We start from the raw sequence: 16595 nt of genomic DNA on the forward strand, positions 1-16595 counted from the left end.
TGTCTTAAGCACGTATACAAAATGATGTCAAACGACGAGTAGAAACAGAAGGATGAGTTCGTCTATTGTTTGTAGACATAACTTCACCAATAAATTCCATCAATCGCAGTCAAACTGTGATTAAAAATTCCATGGTGATATTTAAGAATAGCTCAGTGATTAACGGGTAAGATCATCAAATAGTAATCACCAGCAATGGGATCGGAACTTCTTTTCTTTTTGATAAAACCACGTGATTCATAGAATGCGGTGGCTTTATCATTATTTGTCAGGCACTTAAGCCCGAGTTCATGGGGATATTTGGATTTCACAAAATCCAGCAGTCGGGAACCTATCCCAATCTTTTGATATCCAGTGGAGACATAAAGATGATGGATAAAATAATCAGGTTCCCAAACAGAGATAAATCCTAAGACCTTATCATTTTCTATTGCCACATAAATTGCCTCTCCCTCAGTATCTGCATCAAAATCTGTTAGCAAATAATGGGTTGTATTCAACCAAGTAAAAGCAGCCGTCCTTGATTCCAGATAAAGCGTTCTTAATGCCTCAAGGTATTCAGGAGAGAATGTGACTATTTTCATGAGTTACAATCTCTCAATCACGGAAAATTCGAACACAACAATTTCCATATCCGGTGAAAAAGTGCCTTCACGCGTAAAGAAATTGTGATGCGCATGTTTCCATTTGTTAAGGCTTCGATCCCCCTCTCCTTCTTTCCAGGCAAGTTCTTCAGTCATTTCTGAAAATTTCATAAGATGCATGGTCATGATTCTGGTAACACAAACAGGAGTATCCCGACTGTCAAAAACCACATTATGGCTGCCAATAATGACAGGCCCATATTTGCAGTAAGAATCGAATGAGCAAGTCGTTGCCGTTTTTGTACCATTTGTGACTAATTCAGCCAATTCATCATTCATTTCAGGAGAGTCACCAAATACCCAACGGCCGGCTTTGGGATATGTATTTTCTAACGATTCCATAATATTACCTGTTTTCATATTATTAACTGCTTATGAATTTTATAAATGAGCAAGCTTATTAACACAATAACGACAATTTAAACCACCACTTCTTGCCAACTCTATGACAATTATCCCATTTGCTGTTTAATTGACGTAATAAACAGCAAATATGAGCGGCAAATAACCGCTCAATAAAGATGTTAATATTATTCAGTCATTACTTGGAAAAGCGAATTGAGCGGCTTCATGACTTTCACGTTTAACCCAACGTTGAGTGATTGTTTTGCGGCGAGTGTAAAAACGTACACCATCTGGACCATAAGCGGCTAAATCACCAAACAAAGAGTGTTTCCATCCGCCAAAGCTGTGATAAGAAACGGGAACAGGCAGCGGAACGTTAATGCCTACCATACCAACTTCAATTTTATTGGCGAATAACCGCGCAACGCCACCATCATTTGTGAAAATGCACGTTCCATTACCATATTCATGGGCATTGATCAGCGCGATTGCTTCTTCAAGATTGGATACCCGTACAATACACAATACAGGCCCAAAAATTTCTTCCCGATAAATACGCATTTCTGGTGTCACACGATCAAACAGGCAGCCACCAATAAAGAAACCATTTTCATACCCGGCAACAGAAAGATCTCTGCCATCAACAATCAGTTTAGCGCCGGCATTCACGCCTTCTGTGATGTAACCAGAAACTTTTTCTAAATGAGCTTTTGTAACCAGCGGTCCCATATCCAAACCGTGTTCTGTTCCTGCACCTATTCTGAGAGCCTGAATTTGCGGGGTGAGTTTTTCAATTAAGGCATCAGCAACCAGATCCCCCACACAGACAACAACTGAAATAGCCATACAGCGCTCACCACAAGAACCATATGCTGCTCCCATCAGTGCACTGGCTGCATGAGTTAAATCAGCATCCGGCATAAGCACTGCGTGATTCTTTGCTCCGCCCAGTGCCTGAACACGTTTACCACGCCGGGTACTTTCACTGTAAATATACTCTGCGGTGGGCGTTGAACCGACAAAGCTCAACGCTTTAACATCCGGTGATTCAAGTAAACAATCAACCGCCTCTTTGTCGCCGTTGACAATATTCAGTACACCTTTTGGCAATCCAGCCTGATGGAACAATTCTGCGATGTATAACGCTGAACTGGGAGCGCGTTCTGATGGTTTTAGAATAAAAGTATTCCCGCAGGCAATTGCCAGAGGATACATCCATAAAGGCACCATGGCAGGAAAGTTAAACGGCGTGATACCGGCAACGACACCCAAGGCCTGAAAGTCGCTCCATGAATCAATTTCTGGTCCTGCATTTCGGCTGAATTCACCTTTCAATAATTCAGGCGCGGCTGTAGCAAAGTCTACGTTTTCAATTCCCCTTTTCAATTCTCCGGCGGAATCCTCCCGTGTTTTACCGTGTTCTTCACTGATCAACGTAATAATTTGTTCTTCATGCTGTTCAAGCAGCAGTTTAAAACGAAACAGAACTTGTGCACGTTTTGCCGGAGGTGTATCGCGCCAGAGAGGAAATGCTGCCTTTGCGGCGATGATAGCTTGCTGAACGGTTGTTTTACTGGCCATTTCAACATGGCGTATCACATTTCCCGTAGAAGGATTAAATACCGCTGAAGTTTTACCATTTCCTATAGTCATCTCACCATCAATTAAATGCGTAATTGTTCTCATGCTTCTTTAGTTCCCTTTATTTGATTTGGTGCAAAACATCACCCACAGCATTAAACAAACGACCCAGATCGTCTCTTTGTGCATTGAACATCGGGCCAAATTGCAGCGTATCTCCTCCGAATCGCACATAAAAACCTGCTTTCCATAATGCAATCCCGGCTTCAAAAGGCCGGACAACGGCATCACCATCCCGTGCGGCAATTTGAATTGCCCCCACCAGCCCACAGTTACGGATATCCACGACATTCGGGCAGTGTCTCAATTCATGTAGCGTCTGTTCAAAATAGGGAGCTAATTCAGCGGATTGTTGCAGTAAGTTATCTTTCTCCAGTAATTCCAATGTTGCCAATCCAGCCGCACAGGCAACGGGATGACCGGAATAAGTATAACCGTGGCTGAACTCAACCATGTGTTCAGGTATGGACTGGGACATAAAGGCATCGTAAATTTTGCTGGAAGTTACCACACCGCCAAGCGGGATTGCCCCGTTGGTGATTTGTTTGGCAAAGTTGAGAATATCAGGAGTTACTCCGAAAAACTCGGAACCGCTCCAACGTCCCAGGCGCCCTAACCCCGTAATCACTTCATCAAAAATAAGCAGGATATTGTGTTGGGTACATATTTCCCGCAGACGCTGTAAATAACCTTGTGGAGGAATGATTGCCCCTCCGGATCCTGCAACAGGTTCAACAATGACAGCGGCAATATTACTGGCATCATGCAATTCAATCAGGTTAAGCAACTCATCTGCCAGTTCCGGACCCCCAGTCGCTGGTACTCCTTTTGTGAAGGCCATGTTGGGTTGTAATGTATGTGATAAATGATCCACATCCATAAACTGGCCAAACATCTTACGGTTTCCCCCAATTCCGCCAAGGCTGGTTCCGGCAATATTGACACCATGATAACCACGCGCACGACCAATAAATTTAGTTTTTGCTGGTTGTCCTTGAATGCGCCAATAAGCACGAGCGATTTTCACTGCGGTATCTGCGGACTCTGAACCAGAACTGGTGAAGAAAACGTGATTCAAATCGCCGGGCATCAGGCTGGCAATTTTATCTGCCAGCTTAAATGACAATGGGTGTGCATATTGGAATCCCGGAGAGTAATCCAATATACCCAATTGTTCGGAAACTGCCTGACGCAATTCAGTACGAGAATGCCCGGCCCCGCACGTCCATAGGCCGGAAAGACTGTCATAAATACGTCGACCCTGATCATCAACCAGCCAATTTCCTTCTGCGGAGACAATAATGCGGGGATCTTGTTGAAAATGGCGATTAGCACTGAATGGCATCCAATGTGCTTTAAAATTCAATGTTTGAAAAGAATGATTTTCTGACATTTCTGAACTCCTCCCACAAGGTTGTAACAAAGAGTTTGCAATGAAAAGACAGGGAAGTTAAATCTCATTTATCTAATCATTAGTTATGAGTTTACTTACGTAAAGGACATCTATAAATCTTAGATAATCAACTGATTTTAATTTGAAACTATTACGGATATTTAAGGAAATTATGGAATTATGATTCTAAAATCGCAATAGTAACGCGTAAGAGTAAAAAAATGAATGTAATCTTTCGGTTATTTTGGCATTAGTCAGGTTGTAATTTGATCAATAAAAAAATGAGATGAAACTTGCGGCAATGGGTGGGGATTATGATATATAAACATAAAAACCCCGGCTTACTAGTGGCCGGGGTTTTTGATTCAACTGATAAAATTTTCAACCAAGTAATAACCATTCAATATGCTATCTGGGCGCTAACCTAGATTGTTCGCCTATTTATTTAGGCAGAATTCCATATCTTCGGAAGTCAGAAACTTGATGTATAAATTGATTGCGATATTCATTTTCTGCCACATTTGTCTTTTCAGAATCATACTTGTCGGAAAAATCAATCATACTCTGATGAAACGCTTTGTTCAGTTTATCGTGGATATCCGAATTGCTGGATTCGTTGATTTGCGTTAAGAACGAAACGAGTTTTTCGGCTTCTTTCTGAACATTCGCCTGTTTAAACTCTGGTTTTGGTATCGTGTAGTCGAAGGTCATATTAACGGTATTGTTATTTTCATCCTCATCAAACGATGTGGTTAAATCTTCATTGTATTCTGATGCGAAATAACCCAATAATTCCTGTTTATCAAAACATTTTGTTTTGACACTGGAGGTTGTTGTCTTGTCATTGATAGTCACTTCTTCAGGGAATGGTTTACCCAATGGGAACTGACAATTGAAAAGCGCTCCGTCAATCACGGTGGCTGAATTACTTCTCAATGGCATATCAAGCTCATGCCCGTTGATTATGACATTATATGTTTTATAACTGGCAGGGGGCTTATGGCCTTTAACAACATACCATTCAGATAGTGTGTAGTAGACATAATTATTGGGATTCAGGATACCGCCTTTATTTTGTTCAAACACCATAAAGTCGAATTTATCACCTTGGCTACCCTGTATACTGTGCATGCCCGGTGACAGTTTAACGCTGCCTATGGCGCCCGGTTCCAGCGTGTAATCTTTATTGTCTACCTTGAATGTGATACTGCCCTTGGTCGGGTTACTATAATAGAATTCATTTTTTTTGTTATCTTGATCAAATAAATCACAGGCAGTGAGACATAAAACAGCACTACTCAGTATCCCTAGCTTTAAAAAAACTTTCATTGATAACCATCCATAATAAAAAATTCTCCGAATATATATTTTATGTGAACTTAGAACACAAAATAACCACATTAACTAAATGACTCCATGATATTAACAGTGGAGTCATTTAGTTAATAACTATTGTGTATTGCGGCTATTTTACTATTCTGGCGAAGATATTTCCCACCAAAGATCAAAGTATATATAAATTGTTATCAATATTTTTATCCTATTTTTGGTGATTTTTTCGGTGAGATTGGGCGGATATTTATCCGCTTTGCAAACAAATCATCTTCCTGTTCTCATCTTGTCCAAAAAAGTTCAATAGATGTCAGGGCAAATTAATACACTTTTGCAAAAATTGTTTTAACAATCCTAGTCCAAATACAGTAAAATTAGCGCCAAATTATAGGAATTGATCTGGATCATCAGTTTGTCATCACTTTTTCGCTTATCACAATGCCGAATATCATCCATTCTCGTCTTGACGGCGATTTTGATGTTATTTATTGCGCCGGTGGTATCAAAAACACTGGAGCACCATCGTGAAAGTGTAAGAAGCGGGACAAGCCATTGCATGCCGTTAACCGACATGCAGGAAAATGGCAACAATAGCCACCATCAACAACTATCAGACTCATCGCATTCAATGAATCACCATGGGGTAGATCACGTCCATACGGGGTTGATGGATGATATTGCCTGTGGATATTGCCAGTTACTGATTAACCTGCCTTTGCTGGCGGGATCATTCATTCCTTTTATCTTACTGACGTTAGTCATTTCACGAGCACCACCAACGCCTCGATTCTCTGGCCCTGTCATCAGGCGGTTCTACGGTGAATCGCAACCACGCGCCCCCCCCTTAATTAACTGACTTACTTCAAATAAATCATTTTATTTTTCATGGCTTACGCTGTTCATAAGTCAAGACAGTATTGTTTTAAACAAATTCCCAATACGGATTTGTTGTTAATTAAGGAATATTTTATATGTTTACTGTACAATTTTTCCGCATATCACCATTGACTGCTGCTTTGGCAATGGCATTGGCTATACCAACCTGTGGTTGGGCCGCTGGTGTAACGGGTGCGGATAGTGATAATGTGAATGATAAAAACAAAGAAAATGATGTCATCACTGTGACGGCACCAGCCTTCTCTCCACTTGAAGTGGTAACTTCATTAAAAACCCCCCGTCAACCCGTACCTGCCAGTGATGGCTCCGACTACTTGAAAACGATACCCGGCTTTTCCCAGATTCGTAACGGGGGCACTAATGGTGATCCGGTATTCCGCGGTATGTTCGGCTCTCGCCTTAGAATGCTGATTGATGATGGTGAAATACTGGGGGCTTGTGGTGGGCGAATGGACTCACCGAGTTCTTATATTTCACCAGAAAGTTACGATGTTTTGAGTTTGGTCAAAGGTCCTCAAACTGTACTGTGGGGGCCGGGTAACTCTGCGGGGACAATCCGTTTCGAACGTACTCGCCCTCGATTTGAACAGTTGGGTGCACAAGGTCATGTCAGTACTGTCGTTGGCTCCAATAGCCGCTGGGATGGCAATGCCGATCTCAGCATTGGAAATGAATTGGGATATATCCGTTTGATCGGTAATAAATCCCATTCGCACGATTATAAAGATGGTAATGGCTATCGTGTCCCTTCCCGCTGGGACAAATGGAATACTGATATTGCATTGGGCTGGACACCGGATGAAAATACATTGCTGGAGCTGAATGCTGGACAGGGTGACGGTGAAGCCCGTTACGCTACCCGCAATATGGATGGCATCCAATTCAAGCGACAAAGTTTTGGCTTGCGCTTCGAAAAGTCCAATATTGGCGAAGTGTTTGATAAATTTGAAACGAATGTCTACTACAACTACAGCGATCATGTGATGGATAACTATTCCATGCGCAAAGCGAAAATAAAAATGATTTCGGAGCCAGATCGTCTGACAATGGGTGGGCGCATGATGGGCACCTGGCTCTGGGAAGACTTCAAGTTGCAAAGTGGCGTTGATGCACAAACCAATATCCACCGTACCAATACCAATCACAGTAAAATCGCATCTGAAAAGAAGGGTTGGAGTAAAAATGCCCGTTTTCGAGATTATGGCATTTTTGGTGAATTAACGTGGGATGCAACCGGACAGAGTCAAGTCATCGGTGGTGCTCGTTTAGATCGCGCAACGGTGTATAACTATAAGTCTCAACAAGAACGTCAGGATACCCTCCCCGCGGGTTTTATCCGGTTCGAGCATAATCTGAAAGATGCTCCTGTGATGCTGTATGCAGGTATTGGTTATACTGAACGCTTCCCTGATTACTGGGAGTTATTTTCAATTAAAAAAACAGGCAAAAACGCGTTCAATGACATAAAGAGCGAAAAAACGACACAATTGGATATCGGGGCACATTATAACCATGACAACTTGCAAGGTTGGGTGTCCGCTTACTTGGGTCGGGTGAATGACTTTATCCTATTCAGCTATGGCGACAACAATAAAGCCCACAATATTGATGCTACCATCATGGGCGGAGAAATGGGCCTTGGTTACCAATTGAATGAACATTGGAAAACCGACACGAGCCTGGCATACTCTTGGGCGAAAAATACGACCAATCATCGACCACTGCCACAAATCCCACCTTTAGAAGCACGTTTTGGACTGACCCTGGAATACGGAAATTGGCACAGCAGCGGTTTGTTGCGTTTGGTTAACAGCCAACATAGAGTAGCAATCGATGAGGGCAATGTTGTAGGTAAAGATTTCAACAGCAGTAAAGGTTTTGCTATCTTATCTGCAAATACAGCCTATAAGGTCACCAAAAATGTTCAAGTCAGTATGGGCATTGACAATATTTTTAATAAGGCCTACACAGAACACCTTAATTTAGCGGGCAGTAATGGTTTTGGTTATTCTGCCAATACACAAGTTAATGAACCCGGCCGTACTTATTGGGCCAGAGTTAACGTTAAATTCTAATCTAGTTTGTTTTTAAACTTAATTCGCCCTGACTCAGGTCAGGGCGAATTATTTTGCACCAAATCTAAATGCCGTTAATATACCGTTATACCGTTTATAAAAAACCTATCTCAATTTATATTCTTCTTCAAAAGATGGTATTTTTCAGGGTGTTATATAATAAATTTCAATTTTGTACAAAAAATATCAAGAAACAGATTCGTTAGCTAATAACCAATGACGTAAAAGTGCGGCCATTTGTTCTTGTTGCTCGTCAGTTAAAGGTTCAAGAATATCTCTCTGGTTTTCTAAATGGGTTACCACTGCTTTATCAATTAATGCCCTTCCTTCTGAAGTCAAAAAGATTTTACAGCTACGCCTATCTTCTTCATTGGCAATACGTTTAATCAACCCTCTTTTTACCATATGTTCAATTCGGGTACTCATTGCTCCGGAAGTCAGCAAAACGGATTGATACATTTCGGTTGGTGTCATGGGGATATTGTTACGACGTAACGTTGCAAGAATATCAAACTCTATAGGACTCAGCCCATGTTTTTTGAAAGCATTAAGTAAACGTTGCTCTAATATTTTGTTTATTCGACATAAGCGTCCAATAACAGCCATTGGAGACGAATCAAGATCTGGGCGTTGTTGTTCCCACTGCATCAATAATCGGTCAACGTGATCGTACTTCATGCTTTTTAGTCCTATCTGGGTTCATTTTGATAAAAAGATACTTGATAAAAATCGATTAGGCTATTATTTTAACATATCTTTATGTAAAGATACTTTTCATAATGCTTAATTTCAGCGGGAGCATTAAAGGTTAATACATAGGTTCAGGAAATGAATACCTTAGAGGGAAGCTATCATGTTAGAAACTCGGGCAATTTATAATATTTTGCTAACAGCATTAGCTCCAATGGTCTGGGGAAGTACCTATATAGTTACAACGGAAATATTGCCTCCTGATATGCCCTTACTTGCTTCAACCGCCAGAGCATTACCTGCCGGGTTATTATTGCTGCTGATTTGTCGAACAGCACCAAAAGGGATCTGGTGGTTTCGCATCATGATATTAGGTGTCCTCAATATCGGCGCTTTCTTTTATTTTCTTTTCATGGCTGCCGGTTACCTTCCTGGCGGAACTGCATCATTAATCATGGCCTGCCAGCCTATTATCGTGATTTTGTTAAGTGCTTGTTTATTGAAAACAACCCTCACAATACAACTTATTATTTCTGCTATTTTGGGGTGTGTCGGGGTTAGCTTATTAGTCTTAAATTCCGTTGTCAGCTTAAATTGGCAAGGCATTATTGCCGGGTTGGCAGGGTGTTGTTGCATGGGATTAGGTGTTGTTCTCACCAAATATTGGGATCGCCCTACTAACTTATCATTACTGAGTTTTACTGGTTGGCAATTAACCTTTGGCGGATTAATGTTATTACCTGCTGCCCTACTCATTGAAGGTTTACCACCACACCTTACCGCGAGAAATATGGTTGGCTATGGCTACTTATGTATGGTTGGGGCGGTTTTTTCTTACGTCATATGGTTTCGGGGAATTAGAAAATTACCCGTTATCACCATTTCTTTTTTAGGATTCTTCAGTGCAATATCAGCTTGTGTTTTAGGTTATTTGTTTCTAGAACAAACACTTTCGTTGTTTCAAATTATTGGGGCATGCATCATTCTCATTTCTATCTGGCTTTCAGTTCCCAGAAAGCAGGCGGAAAAATTCGGTAACTCTACACATTGAAGGCTAAGGACAAGCCACAATCAATCAACAAAAATAACAGGAAACTCTATGAAACTTACTATCATTTCTGGCAGTCAACGACCGGACTCTCGCAGCCAATGCATTGCTCATTATCTGGAGAAGTTAAGCCACGAGCATGGCTTTACCGATATCAGAATCCTTAGCCTCTATAATATCGAATTACCATTACATGATGGCTACACAACAAACATCTCGGCAGAAACTCACCCTTGGCAGCCAATTTCACGGGATTTAATAAAAAGTGATGCATTTATTTTTATTACTCCAGAATGGCACGGCATGGTTACTCCGGCATTGAAAAACTTCTTGTTGCATTGTTCCTTGAAAGAATTGGGCCACAAACCCGCCTTATTATCAAGTGTATCCAGTGGGATTAATGGTGTTTACCCTCTCTGCGAATTACGCATGACAGGGTTTAAAAATAATCATGTTTGTTTTTTGCCTGACCATTTGATTTTCCGTCAAAGTGATAATTTAATCTCAAATGATCTGATTTGCAGTGATGAGTTGTTTGAAAACCGAGCCAATTACACATTGAAATTGCTTAAATCTTATTCTTCTGCATTAAAACTGGTTCGGGAGAACATGGGGGAAGAAAGCAAGAAATATCAGTACGGAATGTAATCAGAACACATAATAATCAATTTTCTGTATTCATGTGAATATCTCGGCTCGGGCTTTTGAGCCGAGAATATATTTACCCTACTAACCTATATCTATCCCATTCAAAACTACGCTCATGTGGAGCAAAATAACCAAGCGTTGTTATTCCGATCCCGGCTAAACCTTCAATTAATGCATTTTCGTGTTTATCTGGATCAACAGGTTCGAAATGCGTTGGGGAAGAAAAGAGCCTTTCTTCTGGTTGATAGAGAAAACTCAATTCGTAATCCAATGTTCCACCCCAACTGGACATACTGTAGTACAAAACGGGCGTTTCTATTTTTCGGGAAAAAGAAACAAGAAATTCCCGAAATTCCTGTGTGATTAGAGGGGTTTCAGGGACAATCTTTCCTGTGATATCAGATAAAGAATCAATATTTTTTTCATTTGTGATTAAATAATCAAAATCCAAAAATGCGTCCCGATATTTATTTGCATATTTATCACTGCCACTACAGACCGGGCGAATAATGATTAATCCTTCCTTTGGTACATTATGTTTATGATTTGATGAATACCAATCATATTCATCAAGATGGGGTATAAAATAAGCAAATTTTTGCAGTTGAATATCTGATTTAATGTATTGTAATGCTTTTGGTGTTACTGGCACCAACAATTCATCTGTATACCATCCCATTATGTATCTTCCTTATATTTATCGAATAAAATCCTGCTTTGATATGACTGTATAAAAAAACAGCACCCCGTATTTTTGGCATTTTCGGTCAAAAAAAGAACGTTACCATCCAATAATAGCTGTGATTATATACACCAAAAAGTGAAGTTTCGACCATTCGCCTCAAGAAAACCGTTATATACAGAATTTTTTGTGATATGCCAGTGACTGAATGGTTTCTGCAACGGAATTTGTGTGTAATTATTTTTTAATAAAAGGAAAATAATAATTATTTTAATTTTATTATTGACACATTTAATTAAACCATTTTTTTGTATTTTTAACCAAATATTGGTCATTTGGCAATCTAAATAACTAATTTTAAGTAAAAAGAAAAATCTATTCACTTAATAAAATTTATTCAGGTGATTTATTGATGACTTTACATTTTAACTATTATGATTAGCGCCTGAAACTGAAAAAATTTGGTTTACTATCATTATTAATTGAAATAAAGCGTGAATTTGGTCTGTAAATATAATTTTATATGTTGACTACAGTGTAATTGGCCCAGCGTTATAACGTTTTTAATTAGGTAATTAAATGAAAAATGTGGAAACATTCGAAGTATTTCCTTCCGTTGATATTGTCGATGGCGTCGCAATGACCTCAAACTCCGCGATTAGATTGACTCGTGGAGAAAGCACAACATTACGCAAACCATTAGGTACTCCGGCTGAAGTTGCGCTTGAGTGGCAAAATGCCGGAGCGAACTGGATACATGTTGTTGATCTTGATGCTGCATCAGGACGAGGTTGCAACAGTCATCTTATTGCCGAGGTTATCGCTGCTGTTGATATTAATGTGCAAGTTTGCGGTGGCATCAGAAATGAAACGATTTTAAGTCAGGTATTAGCAACCGGGTGTCAGCGGGTAAACTTGGGTACTGCCGCATTGGAAAATCCAATCTGGTGTGCCAAAGCAATTGAAAAATACGGCGATAAAATTGCTATTGCACTGGATGTCAGAAATACATCGGAAGGCTATCAGCTGGCAACACATGGGTGGAATGTAAATAAAGGAAATCTTTGGGAAGTTCTCGAACGTCTCGATAAAGAAGGCTGCCAACGTTATGTCGTAACAGATGTTGAGCGAGGTGGCATGATGAGTTCACCCAATTTTGAGCTGCTGCGTCAGGTTTGTGAAAAAACATCCGCGCCTGTTGTTGCTGGTGGTGGTGTATCAAGTATAGATGATCTTTCTACTTTGGCAGCGATGTCTGATTTGGGAGTCAAAGGCGCTATTTTAGGGCAAGCGTTGCATATTGGTAAAGTCTCTCTCGAAGATGCACTTGCAGCAACACAACTATCGCAGACAACACAATCATCGCGAAACACATTATTGGGGCGTTAAGTATGGCTGAGTTTTTCTCCCCTATTCTCGATCTCCGTTCCGTAGGCTTATTGGGTGAATTACGTGGTGCACCTGATACAACCTATTTAGTGGGATCTGTGATGGCGCTGCCGGGATTATTGTCAAAAGGCCCTGTGTTCATTGGCTCTCGTGGCGTGGCCTATTATGAGTCAAAAACTTGCGATGAATTATTGTCGGCAGTACAAAGTTACGCCAAATATATTACCAATCTTCAGTGCACTGAAAAGCTCTGTGCAACTCCGTCAAAATACATTTTGGCCGATCACAGCTTGGTTAAATTACTGCGAATTATCGACACATTATTAAATGAACCATCTGTTGCTAATGAAGATGTTTTACCATTCATTGATGCAGTAAAAGTATACGCTAAAATCGTTACTTCAATATTAACGGGGAACACATTCAATGTTTCATTCGATTTTTTGCATAATTTGAAACTTCCTGCATCAATAAGAAAGCAAATACCCAGAACCTATATTGAAGGAGATAATCACTTACTGACGTTAGCAGCAGCTCAGATTGATCCTTGCCCTAACTCTTTGGTTATCGGGATTATGTTAGGCGGAGCAGCCGCGGCGGCAGTTACCGCTGAGGTATGGAACAGCGAGCTTAATTTGGTAAAAATTTCTCGCTACGATGATGCTCTTTGTAACAGTAATCACATTTGGGGACGCAATATTTCATCTCAAACTATGTCATCGCAAACTATGTCATCCAAAACATCAATCACAATTATTGATGATAATTGCGGTACAGGAGATACCTTGCGTCAGGCTACTGATCTGATTATGGCGCGAACCGGAGTGCGGCCAACGGCGCGAGCCGTTGAATTCCATTGGGAAAAACAGGTACGTACTCAAGTATATGGATACTCCGATCGGGTATTTGACCCTGAAAATTCATATGTGCTGACGCCTTGGTGTTTCAGGCATCACAAGCTGCTGGACAAATTGGTTGACCAACTTCTGGCGGATGGCAGGTGTTCTTCTATATCTACGGCAGATTGGGTAGCTTATTCACACGGTGTATTGTCTATCCTCCATGACACATCAACAAATCAGGCATGGTCGAGAAAACTATTATCGTTTTTATCACATCTGGCACCCCAAAAATCGCTGGATAGTGAAACACCCACTGATGCATTTCAGACTATAGTGCATCAATGCCCTGAATGTTCACCTAACTGTTCACACAGCAAACCTCATTTTGGATAAGAGAGTTATGACAACCGCACATATTATTTGGGACTGGAATGGTACATTACTCAACGATGTTAATGTTTCGGTGGATGCAACCAATTTAGCCCTTGCAGAAATTGGTATTGAACCTCTGACCCTAGAGCAGTATCGGGAATACTATTGTGTTCCGGTACAAATTTTCTATAAACAAGTTATTGGGCGTGAACCCTCCTCTTCTGAATGGTCAATTATCGGGAAAACATTTAATTCCCATTATCGCCCCGGCATTCAAAAAGCGCGTTTGGCCGATGGTGTGAATCAATTGCTTGCCAGACGCCATCAGGCTGGTGCTACACAATCCTTATGTTCATTGATGGAACATAAGGACTTGCTCCCAATGATTGATAATCATGGTATATCTGAATTTTTCACCCACATAGACGGCAGAAACACACCGCTATTAACAACAGGAAAATCTGTTCAATTAGCGGATCACATAAAAAAACTCAACCTTCCCCCTGAAAAAAGTGTCGTCATAGGTGATGCCACTGATGATGCCGTTGCTGCATTAGCCGCAGGTACTCATGTTGTTCTTTATACAGGAGGCACTCATAGTCGCCTGAGCCTTGAAAAAATCGGTGTTCCTGTTGTCGATTCATTAAGTGAGGCTTTAGCTGTCGCGGATGATTTAGTTTGTAAAAAATAAAAATGTGACATTTTTAGATAAATTATTTTTTATAAAAATAAATTTTACCATTGCACAAACAGTGACTGTTTATTGCGAACAAATAACATGAATTAAATATATTCTATTCATTATAGAAATATATCCTGTGCTTATTTTAAAATCAAAAAATAATTTTTATTGAGTCAATAAAAAGGGAGAGGATATTTATGCTGAAAGCTGTTGTTGGACTTCAATTCGGGGATGAAGGAAAAGGAAAGTTTGTCGATTATTTATCTGGAAACATTAATAACATCGCCAGGTTTAATGGTGGCGCCAACGCCGGGCATTGCGTGCAATATGGTAATGTAAGAGGTTCATTCTCTCAATTACCTGCGTCTCTTAATAAAAAGAATCTCTACATTTGTCAGGGGGCATTAATCAGCCTGCCTGTTCTTGTAAAAGAAATTGATTTCATTAAAAATGAGAACATTAACTCTAGCATATTTATTGATCCGCGATGTCATGTTGTATTGCCATTACATGCTGAACTCAATAAAGCATCAGAAAAATATAAAGGAAAAAATAAAATAGGTTCAGTCGGCGTTGGGGTTGGTGCTTGTGTAGAAGATAAATCCAATCGCCATGGAATAAGGCTCATTGATACGCTGGACAAAGAAAAACTGAGAAGTAAATTAGCATTTCTTTGGGGAATTAGAGAAAAACAGATTAACTATGTTTTTAATGAACAGGTGAAATTAGATTTCGAAGAAATGTTAGAAACAACGCATCAATATGGTAAAAGAATCGAGCCCTATTTTACATTTACCAATGAAGCAATCGGAAACCTGTTGGATCACGGTGATGATATTTTGCTTGAAACATCGCAAGCCACTTTTTTAGACAATAGCTTTGGTACTTATCCTTATACTGTGGCATACCAAACCTTGGTTCAGACTTGTTTCGCCATGATAGGCATACCCGCCCAAAAAATGCATATTGTCGGGGTGATGAAGGCCTATATGATCCGCGTCGGCAACGGGCCATTCCCAACTGAGTTACAGACAGAACAAGCAGATTACATTCGGGAGCGCGGAAATGAATACGGTACGGTATCAAAAAGGCCAAGGCGCTGTGGTTGGCTGGATTTATGTCTCATTAAACATGCGGTAAGGCTTAATGGTGTCACAGAAATCGCTATTACTAATGTTGATGTGCTTGCTGGCATAGATGAAATCAAAGTCGCCATTGCTTATGAAATTGATGGTGAGATTATTGGCAGCGATAAGGCTTTATTGCAGCTTGATAAAGTAAAACCCATTTATAAAACATTTAAATGCTGGGGAGAGCTGAAAGAATCATATGAAAATTTAGCTGAACTTCCCTGTGAGTTGGTTGATTTCCTCAATTATATCCAAGAATATGCGGGTGTACCGATTAAGTATATTTCTCATGGGCCGGACAGAGCACAAACATTAATCGCATAAGTCATATGTTGAGGAAGTAATGATTAAATATGTCACTGGTTTTATGTTTTCCAAAGATAAAAAACATGTATCCCTTATTTCTAAATTACAACCTGCCTGGCAAAAAGGTCAACTTAATGGCATTGGTGGGAAAATAGAAATGGGGGAAAATCCTCAGCAAGCCATGGCCAGAGAGTTTGCCGAAGAAGCAGGAATAGAGACAAACCATGAGGATTGGAAGTTATTTACGGTTTTAACCAGACCGGGTGTTTATCAGGTGAACTTTCTCTATTTATTTGATGATCGTGTTTATTCGGTGAAATCTCTTGAAGAAGAACAAGTTAATATCTATGAAACACATTTATTACCAGAAACGGTTATCAACAACCTGAGATGGTTAATTCCTATGGCAATGGATGAAAATCTGCGTTTTGATAATCCAATAGAAATAACAGAAATGAGAGATTAAGGCATCGGCAATC

At 40.2% G+C, this 16595-nt stretch carries 16 protein-coding genes; 9 read left to right on the forward strand and 7 right to left on the reverse strand.

Annotation, left to right across the window (positions count from 1 at the left end):
* Positions 1-152: 152 nt before the first annotated feature.
* The 5 genes from Xsze_RS16360 to Xsze_RS16380 all read right to left on the reverse strand — a co-directional run bounded on the left by Xsze_RS16360 (position 153) and on the right by Xsze_RS16380 (position 5352).
* Positions 153-584, reverse strand: coding sequence for a GNAT family N-acetyltransferase (locus tag Xsze_RS16360; protein WP_038233514.1), 432 nt, complete (start codon positions 582-584; stop codon positions 153-155).
* 3 nt (positions 585-587) lie between these two features.
* Positions 588-1004: an ASCH domain-containing protein gene (locus tag Xsze_RS16365; protein ID WP_038233512.1), complete on the reverse strand. Its 417-nt coding sequence runs from the start codon at positions 1002-1004 to the stop codon at positions 588-590.
* A 174-nt stretch (positions 1005-1178) separates the two neighbouring features.
* A complete protein-coding gene (locus tag Xsze_RS16370) occupies positions 1179-2675 on the reverse strand; it encodes a CoA-acylating methylmalonate-semialdehyde dehydrogenase (protein WP_038233510.1) in 1497 nt (498 codons plus the stop codon).
* Between the two features lie 16 nt (positions 2676-2691).
* Positions 2692-4023, reverse strand: coding sequence for an omega-aminotransferase AptA (gene aptA, locus Xsze_RS16375; RefSeq protein ID WP_038233509.1), 1332 nt, complete (start codon positions 4021-4023; stop codon positions 2692-2694).
* A 441-nt stretch (positions 4024-4464) separates the two neighbouring features.
* Positions 4465-5352 carry a hypothetical protein gene (locus tag Xsze_RS16380; protein WP_038233505.1) on the reverse strand — a complete coding sequence of 296 codons (888 nt, stop codon included), beginning with the start codon at positions 5350-5352 and terminating at the stop codon, positions 4465-4467.
* A 466-nt stretch (positions 5353-5818) separates the two neighbouring features.
* Here Xsze_RS16380 and Xsze_RS16385 point away from each other — a divergent pair, with 466 nt between their 5' ends.
* Both Xsze_RS16385 and Xsze_RS16395 read left to right on the forward strand, forming a co-directional pair.
* Positions 5819-6211: a DUF2946 domain-containing protein gene (locus tag Xsze_RS16385; RefSeq protein WP_280176094.1), complete on the forward strand. Its 393-nt coding sequence runs from the start codon at positions 5819-5821 to the stop codon at positions 6209-6211.
* A gap of 115 nt (positions 6212-6326) precedes the next feature.
* Entirely contained in the window at positions 6327-8327 is a 2001-nt protein-coding gene (locus Xsze_RS16395; RefSeq protein ID WP_038233503.1) for a TonB-dependent copper receptor, read from the forward strand.
* A 186-nt stretch (positions 8328-8513) separates the two neighbouring features.
* Here the strand turns inward: Xsze_RS16395 and Xsze_RS16400 are convergent, their stop codons facing one another.
* The gene (locus Xsze_RS16400) at positions 8514-9005 is read right to left on the reverse strand and encodes a MarR family winged helix-turn-helix transcriptional regulator (protein ID WP_038233501.1); all 492 of its coding nucleotides are present in this window, start codon (positions 9003-9005) and stop codon (positions 8514-8516) included.
* Positions 9006-9231: 226 nt separating this feature from the next.
* Here Xsze_RS16400 and Xsze_RS16405 point away from each other — a divergent pair, with 226 nt between their 5' ends.
* Positions 9232-10068, forward strand: a complete 837-nt coding sequence (locus tag Xsze_RS16405) for an EamA family transporter (protein ID WP_244590084.1) — start codon at positions 9232-9234, stop codon at positions 10066-10068.
* 48 nt (positions 10069-10116) lie between these two features.
* Positions 10117-10713 carry an NADPH-dependent FMN reductase gene (locus Xsze_RS16410; RefSeq protein ID WP_038233497.1) on the forward strand — a complete coding sequence of 199 codons (597 nt, stop codon included), beginning with the start codon at positions 10117-10119 and terminating at the stop codon, positions 10711-10713.
* 73 nt (positions 10714-10786) lie between these two features.
* On the opposite strand, the gene Xsze_RS16415 is transcribed toward Xsze_RS16410, so the two are convergent.
* Entirely contained in the window at positions 10787-11392 is a 606-nt protein-coding gene (locus tag Xsze_RS16415; RefSeq protein ID WP_038233495.1) for a hypothetical protein, read from the reverse strand.
* Between the two features lie 582 nt (positions 11393-11974).
* On the opposite strand from Xsze_RS16415, the gene Xsze_RS16425 reads away from it, so the two are divergent.
* The 5 genes from Xsze_RS16425 to Xsze_RS16445 all read left to right on the forward strand — a co-directional run bounded on the left by Xsze_RS16425 (position 11975) and on the right by Xsze_RS16445 (position 16582).
* Positions 11975-12784 carry a HisA/HisF-related TIM barrel protein gene (locus Xsze_RS16425; RefSeq protein WP_051462234.1) on the forward strand — a complete coding sequence of 270 codons (810 nt, stop codon included), beginning with the start codon at positions 11975-11977 and terminating at the stop codon, positions 12782-12784.
* A gap of 2 nt (positions 12785-12786) precedes the next feature.
* Positions 12787-14019, forward strand: a complete 1233-nt coding sequence (locus Xsze_RS16430; protein ID WP_038233489.1) for a hypothetical protein — start codon at positions 12787-12789, stop codon at positions 14017-14019.
* Positions 14020-14026: 7 nt separating this feature from the next.
* Positions 14027-14689 carry an HAD family hydrolase gene (locus Xsze_RS16435; protein ID WP_038233485.1) on the forward strand — a complete coding sequence of 221 codons (663 nt, stop codon included), beginning with the start codon at positions 14027-14029 and terminating at the stop codon, positions 14687-14689.
* A gap of 188 nt (positions 14690-14877) precedes the next feature.
* Positions 14878-16134 carry an adenylosuccinate synthase gene (locus Xsze_RS16440; RefSeq protein ID WP_038233481.1) on the forward strand — a complete coding sequence of 419 codons (1257 nt, stop codon included), beginning with the start codon at positions 14878-14880 and terminating at the stop codon, positions 16132-16134.
* A gap of 19 nt (positions 16135-16153) precedes the next feature.
* Complete coding sequence (locus tag Xsze_RS16445; protein WP_038233479.1) at positions 16154-16582, forward strand: NUDIX domain-containing protein; 429 nt, start codon at positions 16154-16156, stop codon at positions 16580-16582.
* Positions 16583-16595: the final 13 nt, after the last annotated feature.

This window comes from Xenorhabdus szentirmaii DSM 16338 (assembly GCF_002632585.1).
In the GTDB taxonomy this organism is placed as follows: domain Bacteria; phylum Pseudomonadota; class Gammaproteobacteria; order Enterobacterales; family Enterobacteriaceae; genus Xenorhabdus; species Xenorhabdus szentirmaii.